Origin of the sequence: Nitrosopumilus sp. b1 (genome assembly GCF_014078545.1) — an archaeon.
Lineage (GTDB): Archaea > Thermoproteota > Nitrososphaeria > Nitrososphaerales > Nitrosopumilaceae > PXYB01.
Genome location: NZ_MU078723.1, coordinates 185,851 through 200,079, shown reverse-complemented (window position 1 = coordinate 200,079; position 14,229 = coordinate 185,851). Strand labels below are relative to the sequence as shown.

At 34.4% G+C, this 14,229-nt stretch carries 23 protein-coding genes and 1 tRNA gene; 15 read left to right on the top strand and 9 right to left on the bottom strand.

Annotation, left to right across the window (positions count from 1 at the left end):
- Window positions 1-33: 33 nt before the first annotated feature.
- Both C6988_RS07000 and C6988_RS06995 read left to right on the top strand, forming a co-directional pair.
- On the top strand, window positions 34-171 hold the full coding sequence (locus C6988_RS07000) for a hypothetical protein (RefSeq protein WP_182134340.1): 138 nt from the start codon (window positions 34-36) through the stop codon (window positions 169-171).
- 18 nt (window positions 172-189) lie between these two features.
- Complete coding sequence (locus C6988_RS06995; protein WP_182134339.1) at window positions 190-498, top strand: hypothetical protein; 309 nt, start codon at window positions 190-192, stop codon at window positions 496-498.
- Here C6988_RS06995 and corA read toward each other — a convergent pair.
- The gene (gene corA / locus C6988_RS06990; protein WP_182134338.1) at window positions 490-1,551 is read right to left on the bottom strand and encodes a magnesium/cobalt transporter CorA; all 1,062 of its coding nucleotides are present in this window, start codon (window positions 1,549-1,551) and stop codon (window positions 490-492) included. The two genes, C6988_RS06995 and corA, sit on opposite strands and share 9 nt — an antisense overlap.
- A 148-nt stretch (window positions 1,552-1,699) precedes the next feature.
- Between corA and C6988_RS11195 the strand changes: the two genes are divergently transcribed.
- From C6988_RS11195 to C6988_RS06980, 3 genes are read left to right on the top strand one after another with little or no spacing between them, the layout of a single operon-like run.
- Entirely contained in the window at window positions 1,700-1,834 is a 135-nt protein-coding gene (locus C6988_RS11195) for a hypothetical protein (protein WP_255464355.1), read from the top strand.
- 21 nt (window positions 1,835-1,855) lie between these two features.
- Complete coding sequence (locus C6988_RS06985; protein WP_182134337.1) at window positions 1,856-2,164, top strand: hypothetical protein; 309 nt, start codon at window positions 1,856-1,858, stop codon at window positions 2,162-2,164.
- A 59-nt stretch (window positions 2,165-2,223) separates the two neighbouring features.
- Window positions 2,224-2,424: a hypothetical protein gene (locus C6988_RS06980; RefSeq protein ID WP_182134336.1), complete on the top strand. Its 201-nt coding sequence runs from the start codon at window positions 2,224-2,226 to the stop codon at window positions 2,422-2,424.
- 32 nt (window positions 2,425-2,456) lie between these two features.
- On the opposite strand, the gene C6988_RS06975 is transcribed toward C6988_RS06980, so the two are convergent.
- Window positions 2,457-2,900 carry a universal stress protein gene (locus C6988_RS06975; protein ID WP_182134335.1) on the bottom strand — a complete coding sequence of 148 codons (444 nt, stop codon included), beginning with the start codon at window positions 2,898-2,900 and terminating at the stop codon, window positions 2,457-2,459.
- A 164-nt stretch (window positions 2,901-3,064) separates the two neighbouring features.
- Here C6988_RS06975 and C6988_RS06970 point away from each other — a divergent pair, with 164 nt between their 5' ends.
- The 3 genes from C6988_RS06970 to C6988_RS06960 all read left to right on the top strand — a co-directional run bounded on the left by C6988_RS06970 (window position 3,065) and on the right by C6988_RS06960 (window position 5,753).
- Window positions 3,065-3,538, top strand: a complete 474-nt coding sequence (locus C6988_RS06970) for a response regulator (RefSeq protein ID WP_182134334.1) — start codon at window positions 3,065-3,067, stop codon at window positions 3,536-3,538.
- Window positions 3,539-3,698: 160 nt separating this feature from the next.
- Entirely contained in the window at window positions 3,699-4,685 is a 987-nt protein-coding gene (locus tag C6988_RS06965) for a TerC/Alx family metal homeostasis membrane protein (RefSeq protein WP_182134333.1), read from the top strand.
- A 195-nt stretch (window positions 4,686-4,880) separates the two neighbouring features.
- Window positions 4,881-5,753, top strand: a complete 873-nt coding sequence (locus C6988_RS06960; protein ID WP_182134332.1) for a cation diffusion facilitator family transporter — start codon at window positions 4,881-4,883, stop codon at window positions 5,751-5,753.
- Window positions 5,754-5,833: 80 nt separating this feature from the next.
- Here the strand turns inward: C6988_RS06960 and fen are convergent, their stop codons facing one another.
- The gene (gene fen, locus C6988_RS06955) at window positions 5,834-6,859 is read right to left on the bottom strand and encodes a flap endonuclease-1 (RefSeq protein ID WP_182134331.1); all 1,026 of its coding nucleotides are present in this window, start codon (window positions 6,857-6,859) and stop codon (window positions 5,834-5,836) included.
- A gap of 81 nt (window positions 6,860-6,940) precedes the next feature.
- Here fen and C6988_RS06950 point away from each other — a divergent pair.
- Both C6988_RS06950 and C6988_RS06945 read left to right on the top strand, forming a co-directional pair.
- A tRNA-Ser gene (locus C6988_RS06950) sits at window positions 6,941-7,022 on the top strand.
- A 326-nt stretch (window positions 7,023-7,348) separates the two neighbouring features.
- Window positions 7,349-7,747, top strand: coding sequence for a winged helix-turn-helix transcriptional regulator (locus C6988_RS06945; protein WP_182134330.1), 399 nt, complete (start codon window positions 7,349-7,351; stop codon window positions 7,745-7,747).
- A 42-nt stretch (window positions 7,748-7,789) separates the two neighbouring features.
- Here the strand turns inward: C6988_RS06945 and C6988_RS06940 are convergent, their stop codons facing one another.
- Together C6988_RS06940 and C6988_RS06935 are read right to left on the bottom strand one after the other, a co-directional pair.
- Window positions 7,790-8,833 carry a class I SAM-dependent methyltransferase gene (locus tag C6988_RS06940; protein ID WP_182134329.1) on the bottom strand — a complete coding sequence of 348 codons (1,044 nt, stop codon included), beginning with the start codon at window positions 8,831-8,833 and terminating at the stop codon, window positions 7,790-7,792.
- Entirely contained in the window at window positions 8,830-9,021 is a 192-nt protein-coding gene (locus tag C6988_RS06935) for a hypothetical protein (protein WP_182134328.1), read from the bottom strand. Before C6988_RS06935 ends, C6988_RS06940 begins: the two co-directional genes overlap by 4 nt.
- A 90-nt stretch (window positions 9,022-9,111) precedes the next feature.
- Here C6988_RS06935 and C6988_RS06930 point away from each other — a divergent pair, with 90 nt between their 5' ends.
- The gene (locus tag C6988_RS06930; protein WP_182134327.1) at window positions 9,112-9,762 is read left to right on the top strand and encodes a hypothetical protein; all 651 of its coding nucleotides are present in this window, start codon (window positions 9,112-9,114) and stop codon (window positions 9,760-9,762) included.
- Here the strand turns inward: C6988_RS06930 and C6988_RS06925 are convergent.
- Window positions 9,725-10,195, bottom strand: coding sequence for a nuclear transport factor 2 family protein (locus C6988_RS06925; RefSeq protein WP_182134326.1), 471 nt, complete (start codon window positions 10,193-10,195; stop codon window positions 9,725-9,727). The genes C6988_RS06930 and C6988_RS06925 overlap by 38 nt on opposite strands.
- Before the next feature lie 349 nt (window positions 10,196-10,544).
- Here C6988_RS06925 and C6988_RS06920 point away from each other — a divergent pair, with 349 nt between their 5' ends.
- A complete protein-coding gene (locus C6988_RS06920) occupies window positions 10,545-11,654 on the top strand; it encodes a sensor histidine kinase (protein WP_182134325.1) in 1,110 nt (369 codons plus the stop codon).
- 60 nt (window positions 11,655-11,714) lie between these two features.
- Here the strand turns inward: C6988_RS06920 and C6988_RS06915 are convergent, their stop codons facing one another.
- Both C6988_RS06915 and C6988_RS06910 read right to left on the bottom strand, forming a co-directional pair.
- Entirely contained in the window at window positions 11,715-11,954 is a 240-nt protein-coding gene (locus tag C6988_RS06915) for a C2H2-type zinc finger protein (RefSeq protein WP_255464353.1), read from the bottom strand.
- Between the two features lie 22 nt (window positions 11,955-11,976).
- Window positions 11,977-12,204, bottom strand: coding sequence for a hypothetical protein (locus C6988_RS06910; RefSeq protein WP_182134324.1), 228 nt, complete (start codon window positions 12,202-12,204; stop codon window positions 11,977-11,979).
- Between the two features lie 148 nt (window positions 12,205-12,352).
- On the opposite strand from C6988_RS06910, the gene C6988_RS06905 reads away from it, so the two are divergent.
- Together C6988_RS06905 and C6988_RS06900 are read left to right on the top strand one after the other, a co-directional pair.
- A complete protein-coding gene (locus C6988_RS06905; protein WP_182134323.1) occupies window positions 12,353-12,673 on the top strand; it encodes a hypothetical protein in 321 nt (106 codons plus the stop codon).
- A 72-nt stretch (window positions 12,674-12,745) separates the two neighbouring features.
- Window positions 12,746-12,886 (top strand): hypothetical protein, encoded by a 141-nt coding sequence (locus C6988_RS06900; protein WP_182134322.1) that lies wholly within the window; start codon window positions 12,746-12,748, stop codon window positions 12,884-12,886.
- 10 nt (window positions 12,887-12,896) lie between these two features.
- Here C6988_RS06900 and C6988_RS06895 read toward each other — a convergent pair whose 3' ends face one another.
- Window positions 12,897-13,841: a calcium/sodium antiporter gene (locus C6988_RS06895; RefSeq protein WP_182134321.1), complete on the bottom strand. Its 945-nt coding sequence runs from the start codon at window positions 13,839-13,841 to the stop codon at window positions 12,897-12,899.
- A 125-nt stretch (window positions 13,842-13,966) separates the two neighbouring features.
- Here C6988_RS06895 and C6988_RS06890 point away from each other — a divergent pair, with 125 nt between their 5' ends.
- Window positions 13,967-14,200, top strand: coding sequence for a DUF2061 domain-containing protein (locus C6988_RS06890; protein WP_182134320.1), 234 nt, complete (start codon window positions 13,967-13,969; stop codon window positions 14,198-14,200).
- The last annotated feature ends 29 nt before the right edge of the window (window positions 14,201-14,229 follow it).

Here is a 14,229-nt window from a genome sequence, read left to right as displayed (position 1 = left end):
CCAACTTATATTACAATAAAAACTATCCTCATTGTGGTACAACTACAAATTTCAAACGAAACGATGAAGCGTATGGAAAAGATTGCTGGTATCAGCCATGCTAGAGATGGCGACTTTCTTGTCAACGAACTTATCGATGTTTTAGAAAAAAAGATTCGAGAAAAATACTAGACAATTCTACCAAAAGGCATGAATGATCAGGAGTTTTTAGAATACATAAAGTATGATCTAAAAAGAATTGATAGTGATCTTAAAGGATTCTTGGAAGTTTATTATCCTATGTTGAGAACTTCATGGAATCCAGAAAACGAGTCATCATTTATCACCGGATGGATTCTTGGAAGCAAAGAAAGTGAATACTCTGAAGGATATCGTAAAAAATACGGACAAAATTGGGGTCAGGAGTTTCTTTTTCTAGTGCATCAAGAGATTAGAAGCAAAAAAGGGATATTAGAAAAAGAGATTGCTAGATACCTGGAAGAAAAATCATCAAAGTAGTTTTTTCTTTTTAAAATAAACAACCATGGAAATCCCGATTCCAATCATTACTCCTAGAACAATTGGATATCCTAAAGGCGATGAAAGCTCTGGCATAAACTCAAAATTCATTCCATAAACTCCAGCCAAAAATGTCACCGGAATGAATATTGTTGCAATTAATGCTAGTATCTTCATTGCCTCATTTGTTTTATGATTCAGAACTGACAGGTAAAGATTGTTCATTGTTGATAGCTTGTTGTTTGTAGCATCTATGGTATCTGTAATCTGTACAATGTGGTCACTAAGATCTCTAAAGAATATTGCACTGGATGTTGAAATAAGTGGAGTTTTAAGATGCTCAAGTGTTGGAATAAATTTCCGTAGTGGTAAAACAGACTTTTGGATTACTAGCATCTCATCTTGAAGCTTATGCAGTCTATTGAGGAGAGATGGTTTGGGACTTTGAACTATCTTTTTTTCCAAGTCTTCTATTTTTTCTCCAATATTTTCAAGCACAATGAAATAATTGTCAACAATTGCATCAAGAAGAGCATACATCAAATAGTCTGACTTGCTTTCCCTCATTGTTTTTCTTCCTTCCCTTATCCTGACACATACTGGTTCAAAGACATCGTCTATTGATTCCATAAATGAAAGAATGTAATTTTTACCACAAACTATGCTAAGGTGTTCCATTTCAAGCTCGTTATTGATATTTTCAAATCTAAACATCTTTAGTGCTACAAAAATAAACTCATCATAATCTTCCACCTTTGGGTGCTGATCAGTATTTGCAATATCTTCTAAGACAAGTGGGTGTACCCCAAGACGCATTCCTATTTTTTCAATAGACTTGACATCATGTAATCCGACAATATTTACCCATGTGATGGTTGGATTATCAAAAAACGGGAAGCAATCTTCAATATTTTTAACTTCTTTTTCAAGTAATTCCCTTTTGTCAAAATCTACTATCTGAATTTTTGAAACATTTGTTTTTTTTCCGATGTGCGTAATTGTTCCTGGTGCACTTCCTGGTTTTCTACCTGATTTTTTGAAAAGCTTTACCATGATTTGACTGATTATCTTGATTGATAATTAAGGTAACTTTCAATGCATGCTTTATCAATTACTTGCAAAGTTGAAAAAAACCTACTAAAATTAGGCATGCCACAATTTCTGAGTTATCCACTAATAATTTATCTACAATAACTTGTTCATGTATGAAAATAAAATAAAGGCAGAACATTCTGTACGAAAATCATGGGGCAAGCTAGAAGGAATCCCAATAGAAGAGATTGAGAATTTTGATAATTTCATGACTGACTATCGAAATATACGAAAAAACAAGTAACAAGACAAAGTGATACCCTAAATGAAAAAAATTATCTTGACCTCAACAGCAATGATTCTGGCACTGTCTTTGGTTTTTCCCACGCTTAATGCTTGGGCCTATCTAATTACGCCGGATGGTTTTCTTGTAATGAAAAAAAGCAAAGGAGTAACCACTCATGATTTTGGCAAGAAAACTTACCATAAGGTTTGTGGTAATGATATCTGCAAAGAGGATGCTGTTAGTCAAACTGACAAGGAAATAAAAAACGAAAAAATAAAAAATATAAAAAAGATTATTGCAAATGACAAGGCAGCTGAATTCATGAAGGTGTATTACAGATTAAAGTAAAACTTTGTACATCTACTTTTTTATCTTTTATATGCCACAACTGAATCAAGTGGATGGAAATGGAAACAGATGAGATATGTGAGTTTTGTACAAAACCAAGAGTAGATCATAATTCAGAAGAAAAACAAAACTGTTCACGAAATCTTATTGAAATGGGAATAATGAGATACTGTGGTCTTTGCGGTGTAACAAAACCAGCAAAAGGTTCACATGACAGATGCGGAAAATGTGGTGAAAAATACTCTTTCATTAATCATTAATTTTTCAAAAAACTACAACTATCCAAAATCAATTATTCTTTTTTTGGTTGTTTTACTATCATTACTAGGCAATTCGCTTTTGTTATGATTCCAGATGCTATGCTTCCTAGAACCAGTTTTTTAAAGCCTGATCTTCCATGTGAGCCCATTACAATCAAATCTACATTGTTTGATTCAGCAAAGGAGAGTATTCCTTCTATTGATGATGAATGATGTATGATCTTTACTGAAATATCGATGTCTTCAATTTTCTTTGAATCCTTCATCTTGTTTAGATCCTCTTTTGCCTTTGATTCTGCCTCATCATGGGCTTCTTGTGCTCTGGAAAATGACATTCCAGATGTGTCCGTATCGCTTCCAAGAACAGTAAGCAGCGTTAATTTTGAATCAAATTTTTTTGCAATCTCTATTGCTTTCTCAAATGCCAAATCTGCAAAATTTGTAAAATCATAGGGAACCAAAATGTGTGATATCATACATTAACCAATTTAAATTCAAATATTAAGATTGATTAAAAAATCACGAGTGATAATCTGAGTTTTTGTCATTTCGTAGAAACTTCAGGCAAAATATGAAAATATTATTTGTGTATTTTAAACACCTATTTTTTTATCTGCCAAAAATTCAAAAATTTACTTAAATGAAGTTTAAGGAGGGATTTTTTAGAATTTTGATAGTAGATGATAGTCTTTCAATGCGGCAACTACTTCACAAATTAATAGATATGAACGATATTACTCCCTATGTTTTTGATGCAAAAAATGGTAAGGAAGCATTAGCCAAATTCCAGAAAATTCAACCTGATCTAGTTCTACTTGATTTACAAATGCCTGAGATGGATGGAATCACCACATTAAGACTAATGAAAAAAATGGATCCATCCGTTAAAGTAATGATGATGAGTCTGTCTGGTTCAAAAAATGATACACAGGATGCGATAAAATACGGCGCATGTGATTTTCTTCTAAAGCCATTTGATAGAAACGAATTTGCATTCAAAGTAATAAAAAATCTAAGAGAAAAGGCAAACGAGGACAAAATAACTGAATTACAAAATACCACCGAAATGTTAAATGAAAAATTTTCCAAAATGTCTAAAAGTATAAAAAAATAAAAAAATGATTTTTTAATTCAAACCATTGTTTACCTTGTTTTCAGCCGTGCCTGTCTTTTGGGATAAAACTAGATAGACTGTTTAAACGAGTGATACTGCTACCATTCTTCTCAATATGTCTAAATACATGGTATCAATCTTGGACATCGATTAGACATACATGGAAGCAAGTACCGCTCCAACGAGTTTATGGATTATCTTCATTGCCATAGTCAGCGTAACTCTTTCGATAGATCTTTTTTCAGACCACTTTCACAGATTCTTTAAAAGAAAAAAACAGCAAGACGGTAAAACATCACAGCCATTTTTAACTGACTCCATATGGACAATCATCTGGATTGGACTTGGCGGCATATTTGCAGTTTTGATTTATTTTGTAATGGGTTCTCAAAAAGCAATAGAGTATGCAACAGGCTATGCCCTGGAAAAATCACTCAGTGTTGATAATATGCTTGTCTTTGTTTTGATATTTACATCCCTGGGAATTTCCCACATTCATCAACATCGTGTTTTGATGTGGGGTATAATTGGGGCAATTGTGATGAGAATTGGTTTTATTCTTGCCGGTGTATCTTTACTAGAATCTTTTCATTGGATGGTGTATGTGCTTGGAGCAGTTCTAATTTTTACTAGCATTAGAATGATTACTAAAAAAGAAAAGGAAAAGTTAGAGATTGAAAAAAGCATTGTAGTAAGAATTTTAAATAAATTTACATCCGTTGATTCCACATCAAATGATCACAGATTCTTCAAGAGAGTTAATGGAAAGTTTGTCGTCACTCCTCTGTTAGTTGCTTTATTGTCAGTAGAGATGACCGACCTTGTATTTGCACTGGATTCGATTCCTGCAGTTCTTTCAATTACACGGGACTCTTTTATCATAATTTCCTCTAATGTCTTTGCTATACTCGGTCTTCGAAGTCTGTACTTTGTTGTTGGCTCTGGCATAGAAAAACTGTATTATCTAAAGTATGGCTTGACAATCATACTTGGATTTATTGGAGTAAAAATGCTCCTTTCTGAATTTATTCATATTGAGGTCATACATTCATTGATTGTGGTATTTTCACTTTTGGGCGTTACCTTTGCTGCATCAATTATCCGAGCAAGAAAACAAAAAAATGAGAAACAAGAAAAATTAACTTAACCTATTATTCAGAAATTCTGGAATGGTTTTTTGATGTTTTCCTAACTAAAGATACTGGGCGTTAAATCTCCAGATAAATCAGGTTTAGGTACAACTATCCAATATTCTAAAATCTGAATCAATTAAGTATAATAGACGAATTTTGATAGATTCCAATAACGTTAATCATTTATGAATAATTTCAAGTCCATACATTTGGATAAATCCAAAGCATTTGAAGAGGCACGAAAAATTGCCTGGGGCTCAATATGGGTTCTGGCAGGCATAGGCGTTGCAGAAATTCTTATCTCTACATTTACTGGCAGTTTGACACTTTTTGCAGATGGACTTGATTCTATTGCAGATGGAATAGTCTCCTTTATCGTCTGGTTTGGAATTAGAATGATTCACAGACCTCGTTCTGATAGTTTTCATTTTGGATATGCAAAAATCGAGAGTCTTGCTGCACTCATTGCTGCAATAGCTATTCTGATTTTAGGTGCTTTCATTGTGTACCATGCATATGAGAGAATCATTCATCCATCTGAAACCATCAATCCCGAAATTACAATGGTTACTCTTTTGGCTGCAGGAAGCATTTCCCTATATCGCGCATTTCAAGTTAGAAGAGTGGCAAAAAAATTCAATCTTGTCTCATTAACCCTTGATGCAAAAAACTCAATAAAAGATGGCAGTGCTTCATTTATCGGCTTTGGAAGTGTTTTGCTTGGATACTTTGGAATTCAATACATGGATGCAATTGGAGGAATCATCATAGCCGGATACATCTTTTTCATGGCATATACTGCCATCAGAGAATCATCTCTAGTGCTCCTTGATGCTGTCAAAGACCCTGACTTGCATGATGAAATCAAAGAACACATTACAACAAGTTTCAATGTTGATGTACAAGATGTCCAAATTCGACCACTGGGTCATGGTTCATATGCTCAAATACATGTGATTTTAGATCAAAAAATGACTTTGGATAATGTCTATGAAATTGTAGAGAAGATAAAATTATCAGTTGCTGAAAAATTCAACATTGATGAAATTGTTATAGAACCCACTCCAAATAACGGCTCTTAAAATCAAAATTTTTCTTGACACATTTCTAAATTGTACAAATAATCATTTGTCTAACTTGTCTGTGTTGCTTGAGTTTTCTACTAGCTAAACCACTGCTCTAGCGTCTGACTCTTCTTCTCTATTGCTTTTTTGAGTCTATTTAGTGAAGAGTTTACTCTGTCTACTGAAAAGTCTCGTTCTTCTGAAAGATACTTTACAATTCCCTCGTAATCTATCTCTCCAAAATCCACCTTTGATATCTCAGATACCTTTGGCTCCAAAAAGATTTTCCTAATCTGTTCATAGGGGACACTTTCTAATTCCTCCTGAATCTTTGGAATGTCTTCCAACCTTGAATGATCCTTTATCATCTTTAGTGCAGTCTTTGGACCAATTCTTTCAAAACCATCCGGATTAAAGTCCGTTCCAATCAGTATTCCTACATCTACAATCTGTTCCTTTGTTAGTCCTAATGCTTCTAGTGTCTTTTGAGTTTCAATGATTTCCGGCTCTATCTCCATGTATGAATTTCTATTTGGAATCTTTCTTCTTCCGCTGTTTGTAAAGTTTCTAATCAGTCGTTTTGCTCCAAACAGAATTGAATCAAAGTCTTGACTAGCTGATGCATATGCTACTCCAGTTTGCGTCATATGGGCTGCAGTTGCTTCCCCCTCTGATGGCGCATCAATGTATGGTACCCCAAATAATGAGAGAATTTTTTTAGAGTCTTCTACCATTCCATCCCTCATTGCAGTTGTCTGTTGTGCAAACTTTCTTGCATCTTCCAAGTTTCCATCTGCAATTGCCCTTTCATATTTTACAGTGGCATCTTTTTTGATCTGACGCCTTCTTTCAATCTCTGCTGATTTTAATGACGGAGGTTTACCATCAAAGACATAGACTGGCTTTATTCCAAGTGAAAGAAAATTGATGTTTCTATAGAACAGACCTGATATGTGACTTGTAACTCTTCCTTGGGAATCTGATAACTGCATTCCATCTGGACCGCGAATTATTGCAAGAAACTGGTAAATTGCATTGTATGCATCAATTGCTACTACTTTGGTCTGAAATGACTCCAGCTTTGTCTTTTCTCTAACTACTAATTGCTTTAGATCTAATCCCATTTGTTATTCTGTATTGGTACCTGTTTTTTGTCTTTTCTAAATTACAGTTATCATATTAAGGAGAAATTTCAATCAAATTTTGTCAGGTTAGCCAAGTGGTAAGGCGGCCGTCTCGAAAACGGCTACGCGCAAGCGTGCAGGGGTTCGAATCCCTTACCTGGCGCTAAACTTTATGGTTAAACCCCTTCAGGTTGAATAATATCTAATATTTCCAAGTAACTGTGTTTTAGAATCTAAATTGATACAAACTTTGAATCTACAAAAAACTAAGGGAAATCTTAGTCTGAAATAAAAAAAGAAATGTGATTATTCACATTTACAATCACAATCTTCGCTGTTACAAGAACAGTTACAACTACATGTACAACTGCATTTTTCTGTCATCTTATCACCTCCAATTATCTTTTCATAGTTGCTATAGAAAGTTAAGTTAATAACTTGGTAAGTGTTGAAAACTATAGTAGGTTAGGTTTTGTTAAGTTGCCAAGAATGATAGATTTTCTACCAGAAGAATGTAGGGGAGATCCCATTGATAACACGTTTAGAATAATTGGAAAAAAATTCACCATTCATATTTTACGAAACATGATTGTGCTAAATCAGCATAGGTTCAATGAATTTTTGAATTCAATTGAAGGAATTAATCCAAACACACTATCATCTAGGCTACGAGAAATGGAAAAAAGCAATCTTATTGAGAAAAAAATCTATAATGAAACACCAATTCGCATTGAATACGAACTAACCAAAAAAGGAAAAGCACTGCGCACAATATTAGAGGAGATGGCAAAATTTTCTATGAAATTTTGTTGTGATGATGTATTCTGCGATAACAAACCAAGAACTTTTCGACAGGTCTATGGAAAAAATCTTCCAATTATTCAATGAGCTTCATTTTCATCACCAATAGTAAAAGAGCTGATTCTAAAACTATGGCCTTGCTATGTAATAGTAATTGATTGGATCATGTGGAAGCTCTTTAATCTCGACTATAGAAAACCCTGCCTCTTTTAGCATCTGACTAGCAAGTTCTTTTCCCCACATAGCCCCGAGACCTTTTCCGTTCTGTGCTAATGACACTGTCATGCAATGAAGACATGATACTGCAAAAAGATATGGTGCTAACGAATGATGCATATTGTTTTCAAGCTTTGAAGATGCTTTAATATCCTGCATCAAAAACACTCCTTCCGGTTTTAGAGATTTTCTAATATTTTCCAACACTTTTTCCGGATCCGCCTGATCATGTATTGCATCAAATGCCGTTATAAGATCATAGTGTTGCTCTTTTGAAATTTTTGATACGTCTTGTTTTTCAAATACTGTGTTTGTCAATCCAAGTCTTTTTGATTCGCGTTTTGCAATACGTATTGTCTCATCGGAAATATCAAAACCATGACATTGTGATTTTGAAAATGTCTTTGCCAACAGATTGATTGCCTTTCCACTTCCACATCCAACATCCAAAACGATAATTCCTGAACTGAGTTTCTCACGCAATCCTGGTATGATTGGAATTATCTTATCTACAAGTGCAGAGAGAACTGTTTGCTGACTTTCTTCTGCCATCACATCGTGAAACCTGTTAAACGATTCGTATGGGACTCCGCCTCCGTTTTCAAAACATTCGACAATTTGATCCTCAACGTATGCCAGAACTGGAATAAACTGCATTGATGATGCAAAATTGTACGTACCATTCCTTGTCAAAAACTTGGCTTTTTGCTTTGAAAGGGAGTATTTTGTTGTTGCCACATTATAATCGATTATTCTTGCTGTGACCATTGAACCAAGCCACTCGCGTACATATCTCTCATTTAGCCCAGACGCTGATGCTATTTCTGTACTTGTAGATGGAGGAAGCTCAGATATTTTGTCAAGCAACTTTGTTCTATGCCCCACAGACAGCATTAATGCCAAAGAGGCATCATTCATGACCTCTAGCATTCTATTCTCAAAATTTTCCTCACTCATTTTCTCACCGGTTTTTCAAGTGAAGTAATCAGAACTATTGGATTTGGTGTTGTTTGTGCTATTGGCAATACATTTTTCGCAAGATCGATTAATTCTGCAAGAATTTTTGCATCTTTACTTTGAGAATATTTAATTGAATAAAATGCCAATTTCCATTCTGCTATTTTTCTTTCCAGTCTGGTATTCATGTAAATGGTACCATGGTACCATAATATAAGCATTAGTAAAATGGTACCGTGGTACCATAAATTATTATATCAGAATTTTTGAATAATCATGTGGGAAAAGATCTTCATATCCGAGAGATTGATGAAAAGGAACACGCCTCACTAACAAAAATTGCAGATTCTATGGGCGTATCTATTAATTCTATTGTGAAAGACGCGATCGACAAATGGCTTTTACAAAAATCACAAATTCCAAAAAAGCATATTATGCTAATATATGATGACGAGAAGGCCGTAGTCAATCTGCTAAAATCAATTGACAAGATTGCGCAGGAACAGGGATGGTTTAGAGCGTTTTGTGCTTCTCCAAAGCATATTTCCAAAAAAGACTTGTCTAAATTAGGTTGGTTTGATGGTTCTGTTTTACCCTACAAACCTGAAAACGTAAAATATTTTTCCAAAATTGAAAAAAAAATTCTCGAGGCATCGAAGCAAAAACCCCTTTTTGTAATGGACTTTGCATTATCAGATCTTGCGTCATCATCAATTGCTAACGCTATAAAAATAGAAAGAGATTACGACAAAGATCCCCATCCTGGGATATTTTTTTGTCCATACAAAATAGAGGATGTAACCTCTTCATCAGTGAATGAATGCATGGAGCTGTTTTTAATGCATGACCCGTTTTACATTCTAAAGGATAATGAGCTATACAAATTTCACATTACAAAGGAGAGTCCTCACAAACTCTTCCTAGACTAAAATCTTGACTTGTGCCATTTGATCTGAAAACAAAAACACCATGTGATTCAAATCGATAGTCGAAGTTTAATTTAACTCCGTAAAAAACCTGTGATTTTATAATTATATCATTTTCAAAGGTAAATTGTTCCATAACAGAAACTGTTGAGGTTCCATCTAGGTTTGCCAAATATTGTAAGATACAGGTTTTGTCATCTGGTTGAAAATGTGTCAAATATGTAAAATGCAAATTTGGGTATTTTTCCAAACCTTTTTTCCAATATTTTTCCAGAGTTTTCTTGTCTGTAATTTTTTGAACAGATAATTCTGGAATTATGTCTCTTATCTTAGGACTTTCAAAATCAATATTCTCTGAATACATTTTGAGTATGGTCTGTAAATCATGCTTATTCCATGCGTTAATCCAGTTTTGTACGTGATCTTTAGAATCCAAAACCCTTCTCACTTGGCATATGTGGGCAAAATACCTGTAATCAACATTATTTTTTTAATCAGCATCGTTGCCCTATTGGCTTAAGTTATCTGGCGTAGAGTACTATACCTAATCTCTTACAAACTTTAAGAAATATCTTTCAAATTTTATTTATAAAAATTGTTTATGACAAACTAGTAATTTTTTATAAATTACTTTGAGACAATTTTTGAAATATTTTGTAGACAAATTTTTTGAGAATGACACTTACCTGGCGCATTTTACACATATCTAATTAATGAATCAACAAAAACTGTTTGCAAAAACTGATCACTCAACAATTGAAATCAAGAAATTCATACAATCATACATGGCAAAATTCATTGCAAGAGAGCAAAAAATGGATGATGATCCATTCTCGGCAACTGAACGAACTCTCAAATTTAGCAGAGAGCCAAATAATGTGTATTCAACTGAGTTTGACGGACTAGATGAGGAAAATGCAAAATTAGATTCCAAAGACCCTTCATCTGATGATTCAGATACAAAACCTGAGATTCCAGATAAACAGGATTTTACCAAAACAAAAGATTATTCTCTTAACACCTTTACAAATCCAATAAAGCATAGGAAAAAAATCAATTCTATTAAAAGAAATATTGAAAAAGAAAAGTCTGAATGCAGAGACATACATTCTAAAATCAATATCCAAACAAAAAGAGTAGAAGAAGCAAGACGAAGCTTACACGAATCACAAAAAGAATTACAGAGTATAATTGAAGAGCAATCCCAAGACTATGAAATAGTTGAGAGGTTTTCACACTTGGGGGAGATCTCAGCTAAGATGGCACATGACATTAGAAATCCACTAACTGTTCTCAAGGCACATGTTGACTTGATGCGACTTCGATATTCAAAAAATGAAGATTTGATCATGCTAAAATCTCTTGAGAGTATGGAAAAAGCTGTTCAAAGCATTGTTGGCCAAGTAAATGATGTATTGGGATTTCTAAAGGATAACCCTCCAGAAATTTCAAAGCATGATGTACTTGAATTAATTAAAAAGGCAATTGCAGATTTGGTAATTCAACCAACTATAACGATTGAATTGTCAAAGAATACATGCACGGTACAATGTGATGAAACAAAAACCATCTCAATCTTTTCAAATATTATCCTAAATGCTATCCAAGCTATTGGAGAAGAAGGTGAAATTAAAATTTTTGTTACAGAAGTTGATAAACAATGCTTCGTTGATATTCAGGACTCTGGCCCTGGCATACCTGAATCTGATCTGGAGAATATCTTTGAGGCCTTATACACTACAAAAGAAAACGGGACTGGTCTTGGACTCTCAAGATGTAAACAGGTTCTCAATAATCAAGGCGGTTCTATATCTGTAAAAAATAACCCTACTACCTTTTCAATTGGTTTTAAAATAGCGGATTTTAATAAAAATAAAATTTCTTTAAATTCATAGAACTAAACTGTGTCTTGATTAATGACCACAATCTGCCTTGGTTAATTCTAATGATTTAATTCAGATTCTTTCCGTGCAAACTTTTTTGTGCTTTCTTAGATTGTCTTCAGAATGAAATTCCTCGCCACACGCTCTGCATTTTTCCTTTTTCTTATTATGGGCAATTTCATCGTGTTTTTGCAATCTTTTCTCATACTTGAAGCGTGAACCGCATTTTTTACATTTGAATTTCCTTATACTATCTTCTGATGACATGCTTAGTTTAGTGGGATCTAGTACTAAAACTAGATACTCTCTCAAAAATCCTCATGAATTCAAAAACCTATGTAATATCTGCATCGTCCCAAGACAGATAAATTGTATCTCCTTGGCGCCCAAGATTGAGCACTCCGCCTTTCTTGAACGTAATCTTTTGAAGATTATTTTCCTTATCTACCACTTCGATTACTGCATTATCTACTCCTGATTCATACATTCTTGGATCTTTTGAAATCATTCCCCATTCATTATCTGCCATTGTGATGTCTTCATTGGTAGCTATCTCTCCCATGTTTTTCAAGTAGAGTAATCACATAAAACAATTTTTTTTTCAAGAATTTCTTTTCTAGTGGTCTAGTGCTCAAAATTGTTGGCACTAGCAAAAAAAACCCCTGCTGGTTATATTGAATGAATACGTAAGTATAGTGAGGAGAAAAAAAATGCAAGAATCAATACAAAAAGAAAAGAAAGCACCAGCAATTCCAGTAATTGCATTGATTGCAGCTGGATTAACAGTGGTACTTGTTCTTACACTAACGCCTTGGAACATAATTCCAACACAAGTTACAGAAGACGTGACAGTTCTGGCAGTAACAGAATATGGCTGTGTTGGCGAATCTGCTTTGGGCATTAGTGTAGTTGTTTCAGAATGTAGCGCCCAAGTTGGTGACGTAGTATCAGCCACGTTTAATGTTCCTGCAATGGAGATTAACGGATACTATGACAGCGTAAAAGCTAAATTAGCAATGGTTGAGCCTTAAACTCAGCCATCTATTTTTATTTTGCAAAAAATTGTAAAAGAGATTTTATAGATTCAAGATTAACACTATGTAATGTCAGAAAAAAAGAAAAAATTCAGCAACACTCAAGATGACTATGATAAGGCTATAACATCTGAAGATCCAACAAAAGATTCAGGCGCTGATCTTGAAAAATTAGCAAAAGAAGCAATGAAGAAATTCAAATCACTTTAGAATCCTTTAATCACATTAAGAGTAAGACTGCAGTGTATATCAGATAGCCTGCAAGCAATGCAATTCCTTCTAATTTACTAATCTTAAAGCCAGTCCTCATTATAGGTAAAAGAACCAGCGCAAAAATTATCATAATGTAATAATCACTCCACATTGAATCGTTGACTGTAATTCCTGCAATTGATGCAGAGATTCCAATTATTGCCAATATGTTAAAGATGTTACTTCCAACAATGTTGCCTACACTCAAGTCTGCATGGCCTTTTCTTGCAGCAACAACTGATGTGATTAATTCTGGTAGTGAGGTGCCAACTGCAACTAGAGTGAGGCCAATAACTCTTTCAGAGATACCAATATTTTGAGCAATTAATACTGCATTATCTACTGTCACAAAGGAGCCAATTGTAAGAAGAACTAGGCCAATTCCAATTAAGAGTATAGAGCGATATGTGGTTGTCTTTACACTAACTGTTCCGTCTGTTGATTCTACAACTTGTTCCTCTTTTTTTGCACTCTTGTAACTAAAAACAGTAAATGCTACAACTCCAATTGCCAATAAAATTCCTTCAATCATTGAGATCTGTGCATCAAGTGATACAGCTAACAAAAGAACTGAAACCCCAATCATTATGGGAACTTCTTTGCGAATGGTTTGCCTTGCAACTGCAATTGGTGTGATAATTGCTGAGATTCCAAGTATTAGTCCAATGTTTGCGATATTACTGCCAACAACGTTTCCAAGTGCAACGTCTGAAACTCCGTTTATTGCAGATGAGACACTAACTGATAACTCTGGGGTGGATGTTCCAAAGGCAACAATGGTTAAACCAATTACTAGCTGACTAATCTTGAATTTTTGTGCAATGGATACTGAGCCTTTGACCAACCATTCTGCACCAAAGTACAGCATTGCAAGTCCAACTGCAACAAGCAAGCCATTGATAAGCAATTCCATGACTTTGTCCAATCTTAGCTCGTCTATATAGGGATTGCATTTGAAAAACAAATTTTCTTAAAAACTGGTGTAGCAATTACTGCACAACATCGTTTTGATTACCTAATGCAATGAGACTCTTTTTCATGGATAGCAAAAAAAGAACATTACTCAAGACTGCAATTTATCGTGGTTCTACAACTGGAATGCTCTTTATTCTAAGTTGGCTATTCACAAACGACATCTATGAGACATCAATAATTACAATAGTCTTCAATATTCTTGCAACGGGAATATACTATTTTCATGAACGGTTTTGGTCAAGAACGAATTGGGGCACTATACACCAGTCTACAAACAAGGCAAATGTTGTCGCATAAAGTTCGATATGGAGAAATCGATGATCTAA

Excerpts from the sequence above, each read along its gene's own strand:
- C6988_RS06995 (WP_182134339.1), top strand. The coding sequence starts at position 190 with ATGAATGATCAGGAGTTTTTAGAATACATAAAGTATGATCTAAAAAGA.
- corA (WP_182134338.1), bottom strand. The coding sequence starts at position 1,551 with ATGGTAAAGCTTTTCAAAAAATCAGGTAGAAAACCAGGAAGTGCACCA.
- C6988_RS11195 (WP_255464355.1), top strand. The coding sequence starts at position 1,700 with ATGTATGAAAATAAAATAAAGGCAGAACATTCTGTACGAAAATCATGG.
- C6988_RS06985 (WP_182134337.1), top strand. The coding sequence starts at position 1,856 with ATGAAAAAAATTATCTTGACCTCAACAGCAATGATTCTGGCACTGTCT.
- C6988_RS06980 (WP_182134336.1), top strand. The coding sequence starts at position 2,224 with ATGGAAACAGATGAGATATGTGAGTTTTGTACAAAACCAAGAGTAGAT.
- C6988_RS06975 (WP_182134335.1), bottom strand. The coding sequence starts at position 2,900 with ATGATATCACACATTTTGGTTCCCTATGATTTTACAAATTTTGCAGAT.
- C6988_RS06970 (WP_182134334.1), top strand. The coding sequence starts at position 3,065 with ATGAAGTTTAAGGAGGGATTTTTTAGAATTTTGATAGTAGATGATAGT.
- C6988_RS06965 (WP_182134333.1), top strand. The coding sequence starts at position 3,699 with ATGGAAGCAAGTACCGCTCCAACGAGTTTATGGATTATCTTCATTGCC.
- fen (WP_182134331.1), bottom strand. The coding sequence starts at position 6,859 with ATGGGATTAGATCTAAAGCAATTAGTAGTTAGAGAAAAGACAAAGCTG.
- C6988_RS06945 (WP_182134330.1), top strand. The coding sequence starts at position 7,349 with ATGATAGATTTTCTACCAGAAGAATGTAGGGGAGATCCCATTGATAAC.
- C6988_RS06940 (WP_182134329.1), bottom strand. The coding sequence starts at position 8,833 with ATGAGTGAGGAAAATTTTGAGAATAGAATGCTAGAGGTCATGAATGAT.
- C6988_RS06935 (WP_182134328.1), bottom strand. The coding sequence starts at position 9,021 with ATGAATACCAGACTGGAAAGAAAAATAGCAGAATGGAAATTGGCATTT.
- C6988_RS06920 (WP_182134325.1), top strand. The coding sequence starts at position 10,545 with ATGGCAAAATTCATTGCAAGAGAGCAAAAAATGGATGATGATCCATTC.
- C6988_RS06910 (WP_182134324.1), bottom strand. The coding sequence starts at position 12,204 with ATGGGAGAGATAGCTACCAATGAAGACATCACAATGGCAGATAATGAA.
- C6988_RS06905 (WP_182134323.1), top strand. The coding sequence starts at position 12,353 with ATGCAAGAATCAATACAAAAAGAAAAGAAAGCACCAGCAATTCCAGTA.
- C6988_RS06900 (WP_182134322.1), top strand. The coding sequence starts at position 12,746 with ATGTCAGAAAAAAAGAAAAAATTCAGCAACACTCAAGATGACTATGAT.
- C6988_RS06895 (WP_182134321.1), bottom strand. The coding sequence starts at position 13,841 with ATGGAATTGCTTATCAATGGCTTGCTTGTTGCAGTTGGACTTGCAATG.
- C6988_RS06890 (WP_182134320.1), top strand. The coding sequence starts at position 13,967 with ATGGATAGCAAAAAAAGAACATTACTCAAGACTGCAATTTATCGTGGT.